Origin of the sequence: Streptomyces sp. NPDC127108 (assembly GCF_042677545.1) — a bacterium.
Taxonomy (GTDB): Bacteria; Actinomycetota; Actinomycetes; order Streptomycetales; family Streptomycetaceae; genus Streptomyces.
In genome coordinates, this window is sequence record NZ_JBHXTE010000027.1 from 117,174 (window position 1) to 137,798 (window position 20,625).

The following is a 20,625-nucleotide window of genomic DNA, read 5'->3' on the forward strand; positions in this document are numbered from 1 at the left end:
ACCCGCTGGCAAGTACAGACGCGTCCGACCAAGTCGGTTGAGGCTCGGCGGCTGACATCGCTATACCTGACGACATGGAAGATACGAACCCGGAAGAGGCAACCGTGCCTCCGAAGACCAACACCCGCGACGCCCGACTGGCGCTGTTCAAGCGGGTGAAGCGGACCTTCGTGCCGATCAGGAAGACCTTCGTCCAGGCGGAGCGAGGCAAGGAGTGCCGGCACGCGCCCCTCAAGGACTTCATCGTCAAGCGCAACAGGCGCGGCCTGGATGCCTACTTGATGACGCTGGCCTCCTACGCCGACGACGGGCAGCCCACCCGGCTGCACAGCGCGGCATGGGCCCGCCTGATCGGCATTCCGGACTCGAACAAGTCGCCGGGCACCGCGGTCACCCGCACCTTCGAGTGGCTTGAGGCCCGCCGTCTCCTCACCGTCGACCGGGCTCGCGGGAGCCAGTACATCTCGGTGACCCTGCTGCGGGAGGACGGCAGCGGAGAGCCCTACACCCGGCCCAAAGGCGCCTCGGAAGCCGAGCGCTTCCTGAAGCTGCCCCACGCCTTCTGGGACCAAGGCTTCGACCAGAAGGTCGACCTGCCGGGGTTGGCGATGCTCCTCGCCGTCGCCCGCGAGAAGCCCTGGAAGGACTTCCCCGCGGAGAAGGCCCCGGACTGGTACGGATGGTCCGCGGACACCACCGAGCGGGGCCTGAAGCAGATCCTCGACCTCGGCCTGGTGGCGCGCGACGAGACCTTCAGGTCGGCGCCGCTCTCCCCCCTGGGATACACCCGAGTCCACAAGTACGACCTCGTGGACTGGATGCGGCCGGCCCCCGGGCAGAACCCGGGAGCCGCCGCGTGACCACACCTGGTGGGCCGATCGTGTCCCTGCGAGCCGCCCTCATCCTCTTCGGCGGCGTAATCGTTGCGGCTGCGGCCGGCATCTGGACCTGGCGCTTCGATCCCGGCGTCGCTGCCGGTACTGCAGTGGTCTCCTTCGCCGGAACCGTCATGTTCCTCAACAGCATCATCGAGTCCTGAGACAGCTCGAACCCCAGCAGCCCGCCCTTCGCCTGGCCCCGGAATCCCGGGGCCAGGCCCGGACGATTGACCTTCTGCACGTCAGCGCCGACGGCCTGATCGCGGGGCTAACCTCCGGCCATGAACATGGACCTGGATGAACGCTGGGCGCGCTGGTGCGAGCGCTTCGACGCTGCCGAACACGACATTCGCACGCTCTTCCTCAACCGCCACATCTGGCTCTCGATCAACGAGATGTGGGAGAAGAACGCCGACGCCATCGAGCTCAACACCCTCACCTTCAACTGGCACGTCAACCTCTACGTCGCCACGCAGTGCACAGGCATCCGGCGTGGCTTCAGGAGTGTCTTCTGGCCCCACTTGGGAATGAGTGCTGGCCCCACCTGTCAAGGGCGGGAAGCGGTTCCAGCGAGTTTTGGCCCCACTGGGACTGTTGCGGTGGGAGCATCAGCGTGCCCTGAGCGTTGAGGGGGCGCGTATGGCGCCAAGCAAGATCGAGATGTATGCGGCGATCCGTCGGGACTCGCGCATGTTGGGTTTGTCGGTACGAGCGTTGGCTCGGAAGTACGGTGTCCATCGCCGTACGGTCCGGGAGGCCCTGTCGTCGGCGTTTCCTGCGCCGCGGAAGAAGCTGCCGCCCCGCCGTTCTCGCCTGGATGCCTTCAAGCCCGCGATCGACGAGATGCTGCGGGCGGATCTGGATGCTCCCCGCAAGCAGCGACACACCGTGAAGCGGATGTTCGAGCGGTTGCGGGATGAGCATGAGATGGAGGGCATCTCCTACTCCACCGTCTGCGACTACGTGCAGTGGCGCCGCCCAGAGATACGCCACGAGGCTGGGCTGGGGCCAGGTCAGGTGTTCATTCCCCAGTCCCACCGGCCTGGGGCGGAGGCCGAAGTCGACTTCGGGGATGTGTGGGTCAAGCTTCGGGGACAGCCCACCAAGTGCACGCTGTTCACCTTCCGTATGTCGTTCTCTGGGAAGGCGGTGCACCGCATCTTCGCCTCCGAAGGCCAAGAGGCGTTCTTGGAGGGACACGTCCACGCCCTCAGAGTGCTCGGCGGGGTCCCGACCGGCAAGGTCCGCTACGACAACCTGCGCTCCGCGGTCTCGCGGGTGCTGGGCTTTCGTGAACGCCGGGAATCCGAACGCTGGGTAGCATTCCGCTCGCACTACGGACTGGAGGCGTTCTACTGCCAGCCCGGCAAGGAAGGCGCCCACGAAAAGGGCGGCGTCGAAGGTGAAGTCGGCCGCTTCCGTCGCAACCACCTGGTGCCAGTTCCGGAAGTTGATTCCCTGGCCGAGCTCAATGCCCGGGTCGAACGCTGGGACGTGGAGGACGACGACCGACGGATCGGTTCCAGGCCGCACACCGTTGGTGAGCACTTCGCCGTTGAACAGCCCTTGCTAAGGGCGTTGCCGGAAGAACACTTTGAGACTGCCCGGCTGTTCAGCCCGCGCGTCGACCGTTACGGGCAGATTGGCATTCGCATGAACCGCTACTCGGTGCCGGTGCGTCTCATCGGCCAGCAGGTGCGGGTCCTGTTGCACGCCTCCGAGTTGGTGATCTATGAGGGCCGCACCGAGGTCGCCTGGCATGAACGACTGGCCACCCGTGGTGGGGTCCGCCTGGAGCTGGATCACTACCTCGAGGCTCTCCTGCGAAAGCCCGGAGCCCTGCCCGGCGCAACTGCACTTGAACAAGCCCGAGCTGCGGGCAAGTTCACTCCCGTTCACGACGCGTGGTGGGCAGCGGTCCGCAAGATTCACGGGGATCCAGCGGGCACCCGGGCGCTGATCGAGGTGCTTCTGCTGCACCGGACGATGACACACGAGCATGTTGTCGCAGGCATCGCCGCAGCCCTCCAGGCCGGCGCGATGACCTCGGATGCGGTCGCCGTCGAGGCCCGCAAAGCGGCCCGAACCGACACCGTCAGCACCGTTGATCACAGACCTGAGGAGAGCTTCCCGCGGGTTACCTCACTCACCGAACGGCGTCTGGCTGCCCTGCCTCCGGACACCAGGCCACTGCCGTCGGTGGCCGCCTACGACTCTTTGCTGAGGCGGCACAGGCCGCCACCTGCTGAGCCCTGAGATCTTGCCAGGAAGGGAGAACGCCGTGAGTGAACGTCATCGCGGCCTGACCGAGCAGGCCGCCGATGCGGCCGTTGACACCGCCTGCCGGGTGCTGCGACTGCCCACCATCCGAGGTCAGTACAGCGCGACGGCCGACGCCGCCGAGCGTGAACAGATGACCTATCGCGGCTTCCTCGCCGAACTCTTGATGGCTGAGTGCGAAGACCGTGACCGGCGCCGGTCCGAGCGGCGCATCAAGTCCGCCGGGTTCCCCCGCCAGAAATACCTGCGAGATTTCGACTTCGACGCCAACCCCAACGTCACACCTGCCACCGTCCACACGTTGGCCACCTGCGAATGGGTTCGCAAAGGGCAGCCCCTTTGCTTGATCGGCGATTCGGGCACTGGAAAGTCCCACCTGCTGATCGCATTAGGCACCGAGGCCGCGATGGCCGGTTTCCGGGTCCGCTACGTACTTGCCGCGAAACTCGTCAACGAACTGGTCGAAGCGGCCGATGACAAGCAACTGACCAAGACGATCGCCCGCTACGGACGCGTCGATCTGCTCTGCATCGACGAACTCGGCTACATGGAACTCGATCGGCGAGGCGCCGAACTCCTCTTCCAGGTGCTGACCGAACGCGAGGAGAAGAACAGCGTCGCCATCGCCTCCAACGAGTCCTTCTCCGGCTGGACCAAGACCTTCACCGACCCGCGGCTCTGCGGCGCCATCGTCGACCGTCTCACCTTCGGCAGCAACATCATCGAGACCGGAACCGATTCCTACCGGCTCGCCCAGACCCGAGCCCAACTAGCTGACGGCTAACCAGCCTCGCTCTCTTCGGCCGACTCGGCACCGGACCACACCGCAAGATCCCCACCGGGCAACGACACGAACCGCCAGTCTCCAGGCCCTGCCACCTGCCAGGCTTCGAACGATGGATTGGCCCGGCAGTTCAGATGCAGCCCGTTGTCGAAGACCAGCCGCAAAACTCCTGTCTTGAAGGCCACAGCCGACAAGATCGTGGCGCCGAACAAGGCCAGGGCCGCCGCCACATCCTGTTGTCCCGGATCCAGCATGTCCTGCGGGCCGTCCCCGGCCGCAGACCCCCAAGAAAGCTGGAACGGAGCTTCCAGAACAACACAGGCATCCGACCCCAGCAGAAGAGACAGCTGATAGTCGACGCTGATCTTGGTCACATCCAGGCCCCGAAGACCCAAGACCCAACGGTCTGCAAGCTCGGCAAAGGCAGATTCATTCACCACCGCACGATGCACTTCCACATGCCGGCCACGCCAGTCAGGCCCGCCCCATGACCCTCGCAGTCAGCGCAGGTGGGGCCAAAACTCACCGGTGATCAACGCCTTCTCGACGCCCAAGTGGGGCCAAAACTCGTTCCCATACGGGGCCACCACTGATCCGTGAAGCCACATCCGGCGCGAGTGCGACGCCGACACCAGCACCTCCAGCCTGCAGAACTGTCTGCAGGAACTGATCAAGTTCCCCCAGATGGCGACCCGCAGCAGGTTCGACGCCAGCGTGGAGGCGCACACCGCAATCCCCGCCGCGGCCAAGAGCATCCAGAAGTCGAAGTTCGACGAGTTCGCTACCTCCGGGCATTCTCTAGAGATCGATCCTGACAAGGTCCAGAAGGACATCAACAGGCTGCTGGACGCAGCGAAGACGACCCGGCTCTACACCAACAAGATCGTCGCTCACAGAGACCACAAGCACGCCAAGATCACCTTGCCGTGGGTCGACCTGGACACCGCACTGAACACCGTGGGCGATGTCCTGAAGCGCTACTTCACCCTGCGGAACCCGCCCGAGATCAAGGGCAGTCTCACGCCGGAGCTGCCTCTCGGCTGGGAACGCCCGTATCAGGCTGCCTGGTGCCCGCCGGGCTACATGCCCCCACAGGCCAAGTCACTCGACGACTACGTTCACCCGACCGCGCCCCCGGCGGGGACGTGACAGAACCTATCCAGCCGAGGCGAGAGCATCCCGCCGGATCTCTGCGGTGACATCCACGAAGGTCTCTGGGATCTGCCCATGTTGCGTCTGAAAGGTCATTAGCTCACGGGCAAGAGCGGCGCAGGCCGCGTAGTTCAGAGAAGGCCCTGAGCATACTGCTCGGCAGCGTGAGTGATCGGCTCAGCCCTTGATGCTCCTATAGACGTCAAGTCGTTGAGGTGACGGTGCTCGCGTGAGTTCGGGTGAGTGCGTGGTAGACCTCTCGGGCAATGAAGCGTTTGAGGCAACGGATGATGTCCTTCTTGGTCAGTCCCTGCTGGGTGCGGCGTGCAACGTAGGCGCGAGTGCGGGGGCAGTAGCGCATCCGCACCACTGCGATCATGTGGAGGGCTCGGTTGGCCTGACGGTCCCCGCCACGGCTGAGTCGATGCCGGTCGGTGCGTCCCGAGGAAGCCGGAACCGGAGCGGCGCCGCATAGAGCTGCGAACGCAGCCTCCGTGCGCAGACGTTGGGGGTTGTCGCCGGCCGTGACCAAGAGCTGCCCGGCTGTCTCCGTCCCCACGCCGAACAGCGCGATGAGGTCAGGCCCGGCAACCGCGGTGAGCGTTGCCAGGTGGTCGGTGACCTCGTCGATCTCCTCGGTGAGGGTGTGGATGCGGCGTGCCAGTTGCCGGAGCGCATAGCGGGCGGCGTCAGCGGGACGGGTGAGTTCGGCTCCTGGCCGCAGCCGAAGACAGCAGTTGACCAGGGCAGTGCGGGTGAGCCCCGTGAGCGATGCACGCAGAGGTTCGGGAGCGGTCACCCGCAGGCCGATGAGTTGGTTGATCGCTTGGGTTCTGGCTTTGATCGCGGACGCACGGGTCACACGCAGTTGACGAAGGGCTTCCACCGCGCCGGTGCGGGACTTGGGGGTGGCTGTGGCTCGTCCTGAAGCGGCTGCACGAGCGGCGGAATAGGCGTCGATCGGGTCGGATTTGCCGCGGGCGTGGCGGGTACCCCGGTCGGGGACGTTGACCTCTACCACCACCAGGTCGGCCGCGCTCAGCACTGTCGCCAGTCCGGCTCCGTACGAGCCGGTGCACTCCACGCCCACCGCTTGTACGTGGCCGAACGACATGAGCCACGTCAGCAGGGTGCGATACCCCTGGGTGGTCGTTGGGAACTCTCGGTCGCCGACGGAACGTCCGAGGGAATCCACGACGGCTGCGTGGTGGGTGTCGGTGTGGGTGTCGACTCCGGCGAAGACGTGGTTCCCGGGCTGTTGGTCGATCATGCTCAAGGCGCTGCCTTCTCGTCGTGCTGACAGGGCAACACGCGTCGGCGGAGGCAGACGGACACGACAGTGACGGGTCTTCTCGCACAAGCCCCTATGAAGTCACGATGCCTTTGGCCGACCACGTGGGATGGCGCCACCGACAGAACGGCAGATCAAGGCAAGGACACGGGACTCCGGTCAGTCAGCCCAAGGGACAGATCTGTCGGTGAGGCCATCAGCCATCATCACTGTCTGCCCAGTAGTCGGCCAGCATCTCGCCAGGCCAGGCAGGCTCATGGGTCTGACCGCGGGGCCCCATTTCCTTGAAGTACGGCGACAGGTCATAGATCTTCGTGCCGACCACGGCGTCCAGATCCGTCACGAGCAGCTTGAGCCCCTCGACCTTGAGCAGCCGCGGGAAGGACTGCGCGAGCTGGTTGGGGCGCCGATGGTTGCGATGGGCGAACGTGCCCGTCGCCGGCCACTGCGTGTTTCCTCGCGGACTGCGGGCGTGGTACTCAACATCCTCCGGCGACGCCTGATCGAAGTGCCACACGACCACCAGATGCGAGAATTCTTCCAGGCCCTGCACGGAGTCGAGGGGGAACTCGCTCTCGTCGAGCTGGATCACCGACTCGACGCCACCCCAGTAATCATCGGCGACCTCGGTACGGCCCGCGACGACTTCCCCGATTGGCTTGATCTCCAAAGCCATTGCCCAGCCCTTCGCCTCGGTCTCAACGGCACATGCGATCAATCTACTTGGGCCAGGTACGCCGCCGCGCGTGCGTCGAGCACGGCCACCGCAGGGATACCGCGTTTACGGTAGGGCGACAGCAGGTGGCGCATGTCGACGACGCCCTGCCGGGCACGACCCGAGTAGATCCCGTCCTCCATCGCGTCCAGGACGCTGGTCCACGTCGCACATGCTTCTTCGACGCCGCCCTGAGCGATCTGCGTCGCCCCCATGTACCCGAGGGTGACCGCGTGAGTGCGCCGGAACGCAGAGCCTCGCGTGCGCACGGAGCGCTGGAACTCCTTGACCGCCCGTTGATGGTCGCCGAGGTCCCGCAGGGTGCATGCGGTCTCGTGCGCCAAGGACGCCTCGCCGAAGAAGAACGTCCGGTCCGGCTCTCGGGCCCCGTCGTGTGCATTCGACAGATCGTCCTCCGCACGCAGCAGGGCCTCTGCGGCCTGTTGCTTACGACCATTCGCGGCAAGGGTGCGCGCGTGCACCACGCCGAGAAGCGCGCGCTCGCGGGGAGTGGCGGCCGTGTACCGCTCACCGTGCACCGATACCTGCGCGATCTGGAGGGCTTCGCGGCGAAAACCCAGGTCGAGCGCCTGGTGTGCCATGGCGCGCAGGATGTGTCCGCTCAGAGGTGCGTCGCCTGATCGTGCTGCCAGTTTCACCGCGGTGTTGAAGCGCCGGAGGGCAACCGCGTGCTCGCTGTTGTCGAAGGCCATCCAGCCCGACACGTAGGCGAGTTCGGCGATGGCCGAGAACATCGCGCGCCGGGTCTCGTCGTCGGCGAACCGGCCCCGGAGGAAGTCGCGGGCTTCATGCTTCAGGTACTGGTCGACCGCCCGCCGTCCGTGGCCGCCGCCACGCCGCTGGTCCAGACGGGAGAACGCCAGGGTCAGCTCACGTACGGTTTCGACGTCTCCGTGACCGACGCGTTTGCGCCCTGTGGACTCCTCGGCCGGCGACCGCGACATGGCGTCCCACCACGTCTCGTCCGGCAGGACCAGGGCCGCCGCGGAGTACACCCCACCCGCCAGCAGGCGACGCCGGTCCGTGTCCACGCCACTCCCCAAGTCGTTCAGCGCGATCAACGGATCGGCAAGCCAGTCCAGCGCCTCTTGCGCTGGCGAGGTGGAAGCTGCGAATCCGGCCTCTTGTGACGTGATCTCACGCTTCAAACGACGGGACAGCGCCTCGCACAAGATAGCGGGCGCGATTCCCGACGGCTGGGCGCCACCCACCCACATGCTGACGTGGGAGCGACCGATCTTGGAATTCTCCCGCACCTCGCCGCTCAACGTCTCGACGGCGACACGGTTGTACGACACGGCGGCCTGGGCCCGTGACCAGCGCGCTTCGTCCAGCAGCGCGGCTAACTTCTCATTCCGCTCGCGCGCCATCCCTGCGCTCCCGCCGCTGAACCCGATCTTTGACCACGTTGACCGACCTGCGCTCGCTGGCAGCACCAGAGGTCGGCCTGCAGAGGGAACGTACCGCTGAACTAGCCCTCCGTATGCGGCAAGTGGCGGAAAGCTACCCCACTTGCGAGGGCCGCTAGCCGTTCAAGGGGGCGAACCAAGGGCGGAGGCCAACGCAGTGCGGGGAGTCGCCAGAGAGAGGGCCTCGTCATGCTCCTCGGCCTGCCCTATGCCGCACGTACGACGCCAGCGGCCCGCGCCGACGACCGTGACGATCTTTGACCACCTTGACCAGGTACAGCCCCTTGCCCCCATACCCGTCACGGGGGTTACGCGGTTCGCTCTTGTATGCCAGCGACTCGACGAGCGGGAGCACTCCACATGAACTCCTCCCCAGGATGCAGCGTCACGGGACGGACGGTGCAGAGGCCTGATGACACCGCCGGGGGTGGCGTCATGACCGCGGCATTGCCCCAACGCGTCGTCGACCCGGCCCACGCGGTTCCGCCTGCCGGCGCAGTCGCCTTCACTCCTCGCACTGAGTGCATCAGCCGCGAGGAGGTCGCCTCCGACATGAGCGACCTCGCCACTCGCGTACGGAACTTGATGGATCTCCAGGGCAACCGATCGACATGCCTGCCGCTGGGCGGGGCCCTGTTCGACGTCGTGACCACTGCGAGTGGAGACGCCGCCCGGACGATCGTCCGGCTTATGGACGAGGTGCAGATCGATGGCTGCGGGCCCGTCATCGAGGATCCGGTGAGGTCGTGGCTGTACTGGCTCGTGCCTCCTGGCTCCAGCGCGCGGTGGGCGCCGCATCAGTACGGGGCCTGCCTCGGGCAGCCCTACCGGATCGTCTTGCCGCCGATCCCTCAGGTGGATCCGCCCGGGGCGTTCTGGTTGAGGCCGTTCCAGAGCGACCGGCTTGTGCCTCCGGCGCCGCTGCGGGACTTCCTGGATGCCTTCCAGCCCTCGCCGGTGCCTCACGAAGTGCTTCTCGCGGCCGAACTGAGAGCATCGTGAGGCGGGCCTGTCGTGACTGCCTCGTCTGAAGTCCCGCTGCTGACCGACCGCGTGAACGTCGCCTCGATCGAGCAGACGATCACCGAGGCGACCTGTCCCGGCGTGGCGATGCCACCGCGGCCCACCCTCGTCATGCACGTGGCCGCGCTCACCGCCGACGTGCTGATGCTTCTGGCAGAAGCCTCGCGAGAACACCCCGCGCATCGACGTGCCCAAGAACTCGTCCGGCCCCGAGCCCAGCCCTGTGCGCACACCACTCACTACGAGCTGTGGCAGTACACCCTCACCCTCGCCCACGCCGCCCAAGACCTGCTCGACGTGGCCCAGCAGGAAGCAGCACCTCATGGCCCCGAACACTGAGCACACGCCCATCCAACACGAGACAGGCACTGTCGACTTTGCCACCATCCGCCTCACGGTGGAGTGCGCGCTCACCACGCCTCCGCCGCCGGGCACAGACGACATCCTTTTCGGCGGCAGTGCATCGCCGCACCCCAGCGTCGCGGACCAGACGAAGTCGCTCGTCGCTGAGTTGCCGCCGCTCCTGACCGCCTGCCAGGACGCCGTCGAGTGTTGGGAGGCGGAGCCCATGGAGATGGCGATGGGGTTGATCCGGGAAGGCCACGCACTCATCAAGCGGCTGCCTATCGCCCCGAACGCCGAGCAGGCTCACGCCTATCTCCAGCAGCTCGCCCAGGTCACCAGGGCGGCAGCGACCCTCGCCTACACGGGTCGATAGGCCTCGCACGACGGTCGCTCTGACCGCCGTCACGAAAGCCGACACCTGACAGAACTTCCGCCCCCGCACCCGAAGCACGGGGCGGCCGTGGTGCTGCCGCATGCGGCCCACGCAGATCCCAACTACCCGAAGGAAACGGCCACGTGACCACCTGCTACATCCGCCAGGAGACCGACCTGCATCCGGAGCTCACTGAGCAGATCGGCCCGATCGCCGCGACGGTGGCGCCGATCGTGGAGGAAGTGACCGGGCTCTCGCTCGGCCACATGCCCATCGTGCGCGTCGTCGGCCACGAGGACTTCATCGCCGCCACGATGAACGAGCGGCGCCGCGTCTTCGCCCTGGACGTGACACAGCTCGCCTTGTCCAGCGAGGCCGCTCGTGTGCTCCACGACCGCCTGGAGGTCGAGGAGGCCGAGCTGCGCCGGTCCTGGATGGGCGGCGGCGCGGCCACCGTCACCAATGCCGAGGGTGCGCCGCAGGTCCTCATCGCCCCCGAGTCCCTCCACCATGCCGGATTCGGGTCCGACGTGATCGTCAAGGCACTCGCGCACGAATTCGCTCACGTCGCACAGCACCATGCGAGCTCTGGACAGGTGGTCATCGCCTACAACACCGGTCGGCCCGATCTCCGCGGCCTCAGTGAAGTCGCCGTGGCCCATTTGCTCCACGGTCATGCCGAGTGGGTCGACCAACGTGTCACCGAGCGCGTGCTCGGGCACGCGGTCGAGCTGGGTCCCAGCGGGCGGGAGACCCCCGAATTCCTGGCCATGATGCGCGAGTTCATCGAGCGCATGAGGGATCCAGAGAGCGCGGCGGCGCATCCTGCCGTGTCCCCCGAGGTCTACGAGGAGGGCCTGCGCTGGGTCACGCGCGCCATCGAATTGCTGGGTGTGGCCAGCTTGAACCGGGTCTGGTCCGACTTCACGCTTGCCCCGGACGTCCGGGAGATCAAGGACGTCACCAGGTGGGCCCGGCGCCTGGACCAGGGCGTCCCCTCTCTGGAGTCGGTTCAGGAGAACGCGTGATCTGGTGGTTCTTCTGCCCGCCGTGCGCCCGCCGCTGGTGGGTCGGAGCGAGCGCACGGCCGCGCCCCTAGGACACGGCTCAGGTCGCCGCCCGGGCGCTGCGCCTTCCTCGTAAGCCCGGCATTCAGGATCGGCGACCCCCAGCACAGTGCCTCCCCCCGCGCGGCCGAGTCCGCGCGAGGGAGTGCAGAGAGCGCCAAGTCCATGTCACGAGCCGCAACAGCGGCTCCTCCGATCGGAGACAGTCATGCTCACTGCGCCGTCGTACCGCGGCGTGGAGGAGGCTTACTTAGCCCTGCTCCGCCTGGTATCCGACACCGAGCAGCGCATCGAAGCGCGCGGCAACGACGCCCGCGAGGTGATCGGTGTCGGCTTTCGCCTGGCCGATCCCCGCCAGAGGCTCCCGTATCTGGCATCTCGCAAGGCCAACCCCGTGTTCCAGTTCGCGGAGGCGCTCTGGTACCTGGCCGGGCGCCGCGACCTGGAGATGATCGGCTACTACGCGCCGTCGATGCGCTTCAACTCCGCGGACGGCGTCGCCCTTGGCGGGTCCGCCTATGGCCACACGCTGTTCAACCCGGCCAAGGGCGACCACAGGTCCCCCTTCGAGCGGGTCCTGGAGCTCTTGGGTACCGAGAAGGACAGCAAGCGTGGCTTCCTTCCGGTGTTCTCCGCCGCCGAGCTCGCCGTGAAGAACAACCTCGATGTGGCATGTCTGACTGGGCTGCATCTGCTCGTGCGCGGCGGGCGCCTGCACATGGTGTGCCACATGCGGGCCAACGACCTGGACTGCGGCCTGTTGTCCGACGTCTTCAGCTTCACGATGATCCAGGAGTACGCAGCTGTGCGGCTCGGCTTGGAGCTGGGGTCGTACACGCACTTCATCGGATCCGCGCACGTCAACGACCGCAATGCCGCACGCGTCACGAAGGTGCTCGCCGAAGCGGACGCGCGCCTGGGCCCGCAAGACTTCCCGTTCCCCGCGATGCCGCCGCGGACCACGTCCGCGACCATCACGCAGGTCCTCGAGCACGAGGAACTGCTCCGCGCGAACAAGGTGCAGTACGAAGCGGCGGACATCGCAGGCCTGGGCATCGACCCGTACTGGCAGCAGGCGCTGCTGCTCTTCGAGGTCTACCGACAGGTCGTGCACGACAAGACCAAGGCCGTCCACCAAGACGTACTGGATGCGCTGAACCCAGGCTTGCGCTGGCTCCTCGGACACCGCTGGCCGGCCTGCACGGCCGCTGGGGGCAAGCAGTGAGCCAGAAACCGTGCGGCGGCGCGGTCGTGAACGGCGTCGACTTCGCACGCTGGGCAGTCATCCTGTGCAAGCCCGACGCTGTCGAACGCGGTCTGGTGGACGACATCCTCCGGCGGATCACCGACGCGGGCTTCACCGTCACCGACCGACGCGATCTGATCGCGCGACCGTGGCAAGTACATGTCGCCTACCGGGACCTGCTCGCGGGCACCGGAGCAGCTCCGCAGGTACGCGCTCACCACCTGGATGCCGCGTTCGCCAACCGGCCTGTCGTGGTTGCCCTCGCGCACGGCAAGCCGGAGATCCACTCCCGCCTGCGGCGGCTTCTTGGCCACACCGATCCCACCCGCGCCGCCCCCGGCACGATCCGTCGCGACCTCAGCGACGACAGCCTGGCCGCCGCACACGCGGAGGACCGGCTCGTGCGGAACCTGGTCCACACCTCAGACGACCCGGACGCCGCGCGCCGTGACTTCGGCACCTGGTTCGGGGCCAGGAACCCACCGACTCCCGACTTCGAGCGGTGCTCCGTCATCCTGTGCAAGCCCGACGCGGTCGAGCGCGGCCTGGTGGATGCCGTCCTCAATCGCATCAGCATCGCGAACTTCACCGTCACCGACCGACGCCCCATCACGGCGCAGGCATGGCAGGCCCACGTCCACTACTGGGACCTGCTCGTGGACGCTGACCATTTCCCCGACCGGGACATCCCCGCGTGCCTCGACGCAGTCTTCGCCAACCAGCCTGTCGCTGTGGCACTCGCACACGGCGAGTCAGGCATCCACGACCGCCTGCGGCAGCTCCTCGGGCACTTCGACCCCCGCCACGCCGCTCCCGGCACCATCCGCCGCGACCTGGGCGACGACAGCCTGGAGGCCGCCATCGCCGAGCAGCGCCTCGTACGGAACCTGGTCCACACCTCAGACGACCCGGACGCCGCACGCCGCGACTTCGGCACCTGGTTCGGCGCCCGAAACAGCGAACTCCTATCGCCTCCCGTCCCGCTCCAGACCATGCCCGCCGACACATGACTCCCCTCACCCGCCCTTTGGAGGGCTCCATGACCGCCCCCGACACAGCACCCCGCCGTGCCCTGCCGATCCTGTCCCCCGAAGCGGTCGGCGGCCTCCAGCCCGCGCTCGCCGACGTGATCGAGTACCGCAAGTCGGGGCTCTCGCTGAACTGGATCATCGGGTGCCCGCTGGAGTGCGGGTACTGCGTCCGGCACCTCTTCGACAACTTCGAGATGAAGGTCCCCCGCCGTCTGATGAGCGACGAGGAGGCCGTCATCCAGCTCCTGGGGCACCCGTACTTCCGTGCCCACAAAACGCCCCTCCAGCTCCTGAACCGTGCCACCGACCCGATGCTGCCCGTCGTGAAACCCCACCTGTTCAACGTGCTGCGGCAGCTGGACGAGCGGGGCCTGACCAACCACGTGCTGATCATCACGCGCTGGAGGGTGACTCCCGAGGACTGCGCCGTCCTCAACAACTTCCGCCATCTGCGCCTGACCGTCCTGGTCACTCACTCCGGCATCGCGGATCCGGCCATCGAGCCGGTGGACTCCACCATCGCAGCGACGAGCCTGCGCACCCTGTACGAGCGCGCCGAGCGATATCGCACCGTCCTGTACTGGCGGCCGATCGTGCCCGGTCTCAACGACCGCGACACGGACATCGCGCGGGCCCGGGAACTGTCGCATCACGCGCACGCCACCGTCTTCACCGGGCTGTTCTTCCGCGAGGAGATCGCCGCGTACTACGAGGCTCACGGTCTTCCGATGCCCTACGAGGAGACTGCCCGGCGAAAGATCCTGCCGGAGGCGGCCGAACAGCGAATACTCGACGCCTTCGAACAGGACGGTTCCTGGGGCGCCTTGTTCCGCAAGACCTCTTGCGGCGTGGCCTACGCCCACGGAGAGGCCGACTACAACGGGCACTACGGCATCCGGGAGCTGTGCGACATCTGCCCGCCCGAGCAGATCGCCAAGTGCCAGGCAGCGTGGGTCAAACCGGGCCTGACGAATGTCACCCAAGAAGCGCGACGGCTCGGCGCCACCGGACCGATCGAGGTCACCGACCGTGCCATCGTCGTCGAGGGACTGGACGAGCCGCCGCGGTACTACCTCCAGCACGGCTTCGGATACCAGTGCCACGACCGCGACAAGCCCCACCACCGCCGCCAGCACGGCCGCGCTCCCATCGGCTGGTAGGCGGGGAACGGAACCACAGCCGCATGAACTTCTCCTCCTGGCCCCCGCTGCTCGTCGTCGACGTCGAGGGCAACGGAACCAACCCGCCTGACCTCGTCGAAGTCGCCGCCCTCCCCGTACGCGGCGGACACCCGGACAAGAGCACGGCGGGCGCGTGGCTGACCAAGCCGCACCGCCCCGTCACGCCCTTCGCCGCGAACATCCACGGCCTGACCAACGAGCGGCTGGAGAACGAGCCGGGCTGGGGGGAGATCGCCGATCAGGTCCACGCTCTCCTGGGCACCGCGTGGGTCTGCGCCCACAACGCGCACGTGGACTACAAGGTCCTCAGCGCACACCTGCCGCGGTGGCGGCCAGCCGGAGTGATCGACACGCTCCGGCTGGCGAAGGCCACCTATCCGGGCCTCGCGAAGTACTCCCTCGACGCCCTGATCAAGCACGTGAAGCCGGACCTGAGCGCGGCTCCCGCCCAGCGTCACCGTGCCACGTTCGACGCCTACGCCACGGCCCAGCTCCTCCTCGGCATGGCCGCCCGCTACGACACCTGGGACCAACTCGTCGCCGCGGCCGTGCCGCCCGGTCTGCCCGGCGCCCCGGAACCAGAAAAGGACCCAACCCTGTGGTGACCTCCAAGCTCGTGCACATAGGGGTGCTCGGAACCCATTCGACCGGCAAGACGACACTGCTGAAGCGGATAGAGACCCAGTTGCGGGCTCACGGCGTGGCAGTGGCCCGCACAGGCCGCATCGCCAAACGAGCCGCTGGTATCGGCCTACCGAAGATGACCCAGCACACCGCAGCATCCACCGAGTGGATCACTGCCCAGGGCATCGCCGACGAGATCGCCGCCGCGACGACCGCTGACGCGGAAGTCGTCCTCGCCGACCGCGCTCCCCTGGACGCCCTCGCCTACCTCCACGCGGCGCTCGAATACCGCGGAGAACACCTCGACCGACTGGAAAGCGAGCGTCTGCGACTCCTCGTGGCAACCCAGTTGCCGAAGTACGACCTGCTCCTGGCCACCGTGCTCGACGAGTCCGTGCCCGTCGACGAGAGCCACACCTACGACGCCCGATACCGACGCCTGGTGGACCGCCACGTACACCAGCTCCTCACCGACGACGCGATTCCGCACCATCGGGTCACCAGCGACCACGACGGCCAGAGCCGCGCCGTCGAGCGTGCCCTGGAACTATGCCTTCGGGGGGCCGTCCTATGAGCCTCACGCCACCGGCCGGCTCACTGACCCACGAGCACGGAGTCCGCACTCCGCTGCGCTGGCTTCGAGCTCACGGCCCTCACGTCGCTCCGATTCCGAGCACGAGCCGACCTCGCCACCTTGACCAGATCGTTGCCGCCGCGGCAGGCGATGTCTGATGCGAACGAGTACAGCAGTCATGCCCATCACCGGTATCAACCCCGCGCATGAGCGGACGACAGCCCCATATGAGAACTGGCGGCCGCCGATCATCGGAGTTTCCCTCCTCATTCCGATAGGTACGGACGCGCTGGTCGTCGCCGACCTCCTCGGCAGCATCATGCTCCCCACCGGACCCGTGCACGACTATCAGACTCCCGAGCAGGCCGCCCTGAATGTTCTGCACGGCCCGGAGGACGGCTGCCCCCTCCTGCGGCGCGCCGCCCTGGCCTGGGTACAGATGCGCCGCAGGAAGGTCATCACCCACGTCTTGGCTACTGCACCGATGACCAAGAGCGACGCCGGGCAGCTCACTTACCACGACCCGCGGGCGGTTGTACGCGTGCTACCCACCCTGCGCATCGTCGACGACCTTCCGGAGCCGGGGCGGCTACGCGTCCTCGTCGGTCTCCAGGCACTCGCCACCGGTGAGACGGGGTACATCGAGGGGGGCGTTGTCCTTCCCTCCCCGCCTCCCGACCTCTTCGAGTGCCCCAGAACCTCACAGCCGATAGCTCCTAACTAAGCGCCACGGCCAACCCTCAACGCCGCGTCCGCCGCCATGGTGCTGGACAGCTGGAAGGTCGAGCCTGACCAGAAGGTCTTGGAGCTGGGGCCGGGGAGTTCCCCGGCGTCAAGCTCGAGGCCCACTGCGTCGGCGAAGGCACGGCGAAGGCACCGACGGATGGACTTCCCCGGAAATCCCACCCGGTTGAGCCCATGTTCCCCCGCCGGTGCCTTCCTGCTACGTCAGCCCACTAACCGAGGCCGGTTGCGTCATCCGCGGCGCCCCACACTGGTCGGATAGGTCAGTTCCAACCAGCACCACGAGCCGACCAGTGAACTTCCCGGTCATCAGCGCGAGCCGACTGGCAACCGAGGCCACAGAGCCCAGGAGGCCATCACCGGGCTCAGAACCAGTCAGTGCACTTCCGGTGTCCCGTAGCGTGGTTCCAGGCGCAGGCACGCATGAGGTGTCCGCCGTCGTAGCGCGGGTCGGTGAACGTGTCCGTCCCGGTCCTGACCTTTACCTCGGGGTGCTTCTCCCAGGTCCTTCCACCGTCGTAGGAACGATCCGTCCAGACAGCGTCGCCGACCCGTGCGTTGGTTATCCGTCCCCAGGCGCAGCGGGTCGAAGTGCTATAGCGCAGCTCGATGTTGATCGAGTCCACCTTCGCGCGCTTCGCGGTGATCGGGTTGTTGTAGTTGCACGCGCTGGCGGCGTCCGCCGTCGGGGCAGCCTCGGCGGAGGCGGACGCAGTTCCGCCCAGGGTCAGCCCTACGCAGGCCCCCGTCAATCCCAGCGCTATGAAGGCCCTCCTGGCCCGGCCCGCTCGCATCTGCGACGTCATCATCAGCGGTTCTCTCCCATCGTCTGGTGCATATGTTCTTGGTGAGCCCTGACCGGCCCGGTGAGCGCGGATCAGGAGGATGCAGCCGCGCCCTCGCTCGGGGCGGCGGATGCTGGGGTACACAAGCCGGCGCGGCGCCAGCAGCCGGGGCGAGCTCTCGCCTCAACCACGGGCTGTCACGGCCGGTTGCCGCGCGTGTTTTGGATCGCCGGCGGCCCGGCGGGGCGCGTTCCATAGTTGTCCCTCCATGCGGTGTGAACTGTGTCCGAGGGCACCCGGCTGCGGGTGCTGTGAGGCAGGGGCAGGCGGTGGAACAACGGGCGCTGAGGCGCCGTCGCGTGAGCGTGGCGTGACGGGCGCCTGCTCTGCGCCCGCTGGGTGGTGCGGAATCGAGTTCAACAGGGCGGAGGTTGTTGCACAGCACGGTCCTGGGCGTGAAACAAAGCAGGTCACGGGAGTGGCATGACTGGATAGCTGCTTCTGCTCACTGCTTCGGCGTGTTCGGATGAGGCGCTGGGACGCACGGCGTACGGAACACAGCGAGCGGGGGCGGGACGTGGGGCGTCCGGAGTCGGACATCGATCCGGAGCAGGGGCCGGTACAGAGGTTCGCGGGGGAGCTGCGCGAGCTGCGCCAGAAAGCGGGCGGGATCACCTATCGGCAGATGGCCCGACAGGTGGAGGTCTCGGTCTCCACCCTGTCGAGAGCAGCTGGCGGGGAGCAGCTACCTTCCCTTTCGGTGGCCCTGGCCTACGTGCGGGCGTGTGGTGGCGACGAAGAGGAGTGGCAGGCGCGCTGGCGGGAAGCCGTCACGGAGCGGGCCCGGGCGAGCACTCCGCTGGTGGACGAGACCGTTTCTGCTCCCTACCGCGGCCTGACCCGATTCGACGTGGGCGATGAAGAGCTCTTCTTCGGCCGGGACGAGGTGGCCAATGCGCTGGCCCGTGCCGTGACGGAGCACCGTGTTGTTGCGCTCTTCGGGCCGTCCGGCAGCGGCAAGTCGTCCCTGCTCCGGGCAGGCCTGGCTCCCCGCCTGCGCAGCCTGCAAGGGCCCAACCGGCCCGCGGCGCTCCGGATCCTCAGCCCGGGCGAGCATCCGCTGCGCACTCACGACGCCGTGTGCGTGCCTGCTCCGGGCCAGGGTGATACCTGGCTGGTTGTCGATCAATTCGAGGAAGTCTTCACCCTCTGCCACGACCCAGATGAGCGGGCTGGCTTCATCGCCCGCCTGCTGGCCGCCACCGAGCCTGGAAGCCGACTGCGTGTCGTCCTGGGCGTGCGCGCCGACTTCTACGGCCACTGCCTGAGCCATCCTGAACTGGCAACAGCCATACGGGAGTCCACTGTGCCGGTGGGGCCCATGGACGCCGACGCGCTACGCGCGGTGATCATCAAACCGGCACAGGCGCGCGGACTGATCGTGGAACGCGCTCTGACCACCCGGCTGACGGAAGAGGCGGCAGGGGAGCCGGGCGGGCTACCGTTGCTGTCCCACGTGCTCCTGGAGACCTGGCGCCGCAGCCGCGGCCGCACCCTGACCGTGGCAGCGTACGAGGCAGCGGGCGGCCTGCACGGAGCGATCGCCCAGACCGCCGAGACCATCCACGCCCAACTCACCTCCACACAGGCGGACCTGGCCCGACTGCTCCTGCTCCGCCTCATCACCCCCGGCGAAGGCGTCCCGGACACCCGCCGCCCCGCACCGCGCCCGGAACTCGACCTCGCCGAGGACAGCGGAGACGTCAACCAGGTCCTGGACCGGTTGGCCCGCGCCCGCCTGATCACCCTCGACAACGGCACAGTGGACCTCGCCCACGAAGCCCTCATCATCGGCTGGCCCCGCCTCCGCGGATGGATCGACGAGGACCGGGAACGTCTGCGATGCCATCGACGGCTCACCGAGGCCGCTCAGGCATGGCAGGAACTCGGCCACGACCCCGGGGCCCTCTACCGTGGAACCCGCCTGGCCACCGCCCACGAGTACTTCCCCCAGGCTCACGACCACCCCGATCTCAACGACGTGGAACGCGAGTTCCTCACGGCCAGCACCACTGCCCGCGACCGGGAGGCGCACGCCGCCGACCGCATCACCCGCAGGCTGCGCCGCCTGACCGCGGCGCTCTCGCTCCTGCTGGTCCTCGCCGTGGCCGCAGGGCTTGTGGCCTGGCATCAGAGCCGCACCAGCAACCAGCAACGTACCCGCGCGGTGGCCGCACAGCAGACGGCCGTTTCCCGGCAGCTCGCCGCACAGTCATCCGCACTCCTGGACACCAACTCCGACCTGGCCTCGCTGCTCGCCATCCATGCCTACCGAACCGCACCGACCACCGAGGCGACCGCGAGCCTCTACGCTGCCGCAGACCTCCCTCTTAAATACCGCCTCTCCGGCTCCGCCCACGTGCTCAGCCCGGACGGACTCACCCTGGCCTCCGTCACTGACAGCCAGGCCGTGCAGCTACGGGACGTGGCGTCCGGCAAGATCCGCCACACCCTCGCCGAACTCGATGAACCCGACGTGACGGTGGTGTTCAGCCCGGACAGCCATACCCTGGCCACCGGCGCCGAGGACGGGACGGTACGCCTGTGGGACGCGGCCAACGGCACACTCCGCCGCACCCTGTCCGGCCGTGACGACCCTGTCGCCCGCATCGCGTTCACTCCGAACGGACGAGCCATCGCCGTCGGCAGCGGCGATGGCTCGGTGAGCCTGTGGGACGTGGCAACTGGCAGACTCCGCCACACCATCACCGCTCACACCAACAACGTCGAGGCGGTGGTGTTCAGTCCGGATGGACGCACCCTGGCCACCAGCAGCGTGGGCCGTTCGGTGCGGTTGTGGGACACCGCCACCGGCAAACCCCTCCGCACCCTGCGTACCCGCGCCGCCCCGTACACGGCGGTGGCCTTCAGCCCCGACGGGCGCACCCTAGCCACCGGCGGCGAGGACAACGGTGCGGTGCGGCTATGGGATATGGCTTCGGACAAGAGCCGCCGTATCCTCACTGATCACACGGGCTCAGTCACGGCGGTGGTGTTCAGTGCGGATGGACGCACTCTGGCGACCGGCGGCAGCGACCGCTC

General features: G+C 67.5%; 22 protein-coding genes. 17 read left to right on the top strand and 5 right to left on the bottom strand.

Annotation, left to right across the window (positions count from 1 at the left end):
- The first annotated feature begins 104 nt into the window (after positions 1 to 104).
- The 5 genes from ACFVHO_RS23595 (at position 105) to istB (ending at position 3,942) form a co-directional block, all read left to right on the top strand.
- Positions 105 to 860, top strand: a complete 756-nt coding sequence (locus ACFVHO_RS23595; RefSeq protein WP_385717907.1) for a hypothetical protein — start codon at positions 105 to 107, stop codon at positions 858 to 860.
- Positions 857 to 1,039, top strand: a complete 183-nt coding sequence (locus ACFVHO_RS23600; protein WP_365603901.1) for a hypothetical protein — start codon at positions 857 to 859, stop codon at positions 1,037 to 1,039. Before ACFVHO_RS23595 ends, ACFVHO_RS23600 begins: the two co-directional genes overlap by 4 nt.
- Before the next feature lie 120 nt (positions 1,040 to 1,159).
- On the top strand, positions 1,160 to 1,507 hold the full coding sequence (locus ACFVHO_RS23605; RefSeq protein WP_385717910.1) for a hypothetical protein: 348 nt from the start codon (positions 1,160 to 1,162) through the stop codon (positions 1,505 to 1,507).
- Positions 1,508 to 1,517: 10 nt separating this feature from the next.
- Entirely contained in the window at positions 1,518 to 3,134 is a 1,617-nt protein-coding gene (gene istA / locus ACFVHO_RS23610) for an IS21 family transposase (RefSeq protein WP_385717913.1), read from the top strand.
- Positions 3,135 to 3,159: 25 nt separating this feature from the next.
- Positions 3,160 to 3,942 (top strand): IS21-like element helper ATPase IstB, encoded by a 783-nt coding sequence (istB, locus tag ACFVHO_RS23615; protein ID WP_385717916.1) that lies wholly within the window; start codon positions 3,160 to 3,162, stop codon positions 3,940 to 3,942.
- Here the strand turns inward: istB and ACFVHO_RS23620 are convergent.
- The gene (locus tag ACFVHO_RS23620) at positions 3,939 to 4,379 is read right to left on the bottom strand and encodes a DUF6188 family protein (protein ID WP_385717918.1); all 441 of its coding nucleotides are present in this window, start codon (positions 4,377 to 4,379) and stop codon (positions 3,939 to 3,941) included. The genes istB and ACFVHO_RS23620 overlap by 4 nt on opposite strands.
- Before the next feature lie 247 nt (positions 4,380 to 4,626).
- Here ACFVHO_RS23620 and ACFVHO_RS23625 point away from each other — a divergent pair, with 247 nt between their 5' ends.
- Positions 4,627 to 5,091 carry a hypothetical protein gene (locus tag ACFVHO_RS23625; protein ID WP_385717921.1) on the top strand — a complete coding sequence of 155 codons (465 nt, stop codon included), beginning with the start codon at positions 4,627 to 4,629 and terminating at the stop codon, positions 5,089 to 5,091.
- A gap of 205 nt (positions 5,092 to 5,296) precedes the next feature.
- Here the strand turns inward: ACFVHO_RS23625 and ACFVHO_RS23630 are convergent, their stop codons facing one another.
- The 3 genes from ACFVHO_RS23630 to ACFVHO_RS23640 form a co-directional block, all read right to left on the bottom strand.
- A complete protein-coding gene (locus ACFVHO_RS23630; RefSeq protein ID WP_385717978.1) occupies positions 5,297 to 6,364 on the bottom strand; it encodes an IS110 family transposase in 1,068 nt (355 codons plus the stop codon).
- Between the two features lie 217 nt (positions 6,365 to 6,581).
- Positions 6,582 to 7,061 (bottom strand): TrmO family methyltransferase, encoded by a 480-nt coding sequence (locus ACFVHO_RS23635; RefSeq protein ID WP_385717924.1) that lies wholly within the window; start codon positions 7,059 to 7,061, stop codon positions 6,582 to 6,584.
- A gap of 38 nt (positions 7,062 to 7,099) precedes the next feature.
- Positions 7,100 to 8,491 carry a Tat pathway signal protein gene (locus ACFVHO_RS23640; protein ID WP_385717927.1) on the bottom strand — a complete coding sequence of 464 codons (1,392 nt, stop codon included), beginning with the start codon at positions 8,489 to 8,491 and terminating at the stop codon, positions 7,100 to 7,102.
- Positions 8,492 to 8,965: 474 nt separating this feature from the next.
- Between ACFVHO_RS23640 and ACFVHO_RS23645 the strand changes: the two genes are divergently transcribed.
- The 10 genes from ACFVHO_RS23645 (at position 8,966) to ACFVHO_RS23690 (ending at position 16,718) form a co-directional block, all read left to right on the top strand.
- The gene (locus ACFVHO_RS23645) at positions 8,966 to 9,532 is read left to right on the top strand and encodes a hypothetical protein (RefSeq protein ID WP_385717930.1); all 567 of its coding nucleotides are present in this window, start codon (positions 8,966 to 8,968) and stop codon (positions 9,530 to 9,532) included.
- A 12-nt stretch (positions 9,533 to 9,544) separates the two neighbouring features.
- Positions 9,545 to 9,892 carry a hypothetical protein gene (locus ACFVHO_RS23650; RefSeq protein ID WP_385717933.1) on the top strand — a complete coding sequence of 116 codons (348 nt, stop codon included), beginning with the start codon at positions 9,545 to 9,547 and terminating at the stop codon, positions 9,890 to 9,892.
- Positions 9,876 to 10,271: a hypothetical protein gene (locus tag ACFVHO_RS23655; RefSeq protein ID WP_385717936.1), complete on the top strand. Its 396-nt coding sequence runs from the start codon at positions 9,876 to 9,878 to the stop codon at positions 10,269 to 10,271. Before ACFVHO_RS23650 ends, ACFVHO_RS23655 begins: the two co-directional genes overlap by 17 nt.
- Positions 10,272 to 10,414: 143 nt before the next feature.
- Positions 10,415 to 11,299: a hypothetical protein gene (locus ACFVHO_RS23660; RefSeq protein WP_385717938.1), complete on the top strand. Its 885-nt coding sequence runs from the start codon at positions 10,415 to 10,417 to the stop codon at positions 11,297 to 11,299.
- A 247-nt stretch (positions 11,300 to 11,546) separates the two neighbouring features.
- The gene (locus ACFVHO_RS23665) at positions 11,547 to 12,563 is read left to right on the top strand and encodes a thymidylate synthase (RefSeq protein WP_385717941.1); all 1,017 of its coding nucleotides are present in this window, start codon (positions 11,547 to 11,549) and stop codon (positions 12,561 to 12,563) included.
- The gene (locus tag ACFVHO_RS23670; protein ID WP_385717944.1) at positions 12,560 to 13,594 is read left to right on the top strand and encodes a nucleoside-diphosphate kinase; all 1,035 of its coding nucleotides are present in this window, start codon (positions 12,560 to 12,562) and stop codon (positions 13,592 to 13,594) included. Before ACFVHO_RS23665 ends, ACFVHO_RS23670 begins: the two co-directional genes overlap by 4 nt.
- Positions 13,595 to 13,623: 29 nt before the next feature.
- Positions 13,624 to 14,775, top strand: a complete 1,152-nt coding sequence (locus tag ACFVHO_RS23675) for a radical SAM protein (RefSeq protein ID WP_385717947.1) — start codon at positions 13,624 to 13,626, stop codon at positions 14,773 to 14,775.
- Positions 14,776 to 14,798: 23 nt separating this feature from the next.
- The gene (locus ACFVHO_RS23680; protein ID WP_385717949.1) at positions 14,799 to 15,401 is read left to right on the top strand and encodes an exonuclease domain-containing protein; all 603 of its coding nucleotides are present in this window, start codon (positions 14,799 to 14,801) and stop codon (positions 15,399 to 15,401) included.
- A 23-nt stretch (positions 15,402 to 15,424) separates the two neighbouring features.
- Positions 15,425 to 15,994, top strand: coding sequence for an AAA family ATPase (locus ACFVHO_RS23685; protein WP_385717980.1), 570 nt, complete (start codon positions 15,425 to 15,427; stop codon positions 15,992 to 15,994).
- Between the two features lie 178 nt (positions 15,995 to 16,172).
- Positions 16,173 to 16,718 carry a hypothetical protein gene (locus ACFVHO_RS23690; RefSeq protein WP_385717952.1) on the top strand — a complete coding sequence of 182 codons (546 nt, stop codon included), beginning with the start codon at positions 16,173 to 16,175 and terminating at the stop codon, positions 16,716 to 16,718.
- A gap of 385 nt (positions 16,719 to 17,103) precedes the next feature.
- On the opposite strand, the gene ACFVHO_RS23695 is transcribed toward ACFVHO_RS23690, so the two are convergent.
- Positions 17,104 to 17,547 carry a DUF2690 domain-containing protein gene (locus tag ACFVHO_RS23695; protein WP_385717955.1) on the bottom strand — a complete coding sequence of 148 codons (444 nt, stop codon included), beginning with the start codon at positions 17,545 to 17,547 and terminating at the stop codon, positions 17,104 to 17,106.
- Positions 17,548 to 18,049: 502 nt separating this feature from the next.
- Here ACFVHO_RS23695 and ACFVHO_RS23700 point away from each other — a divergent pair.
- Positions 18,050 to 20,625, top strand: a 2,576-nt coding sequence (locus tag ACFVHO_RS23700; protein ID WP_385717958.1) for a helix-turn-helix domain-containing protein, incomplete at its 3' end; no start/stop codon positions are given.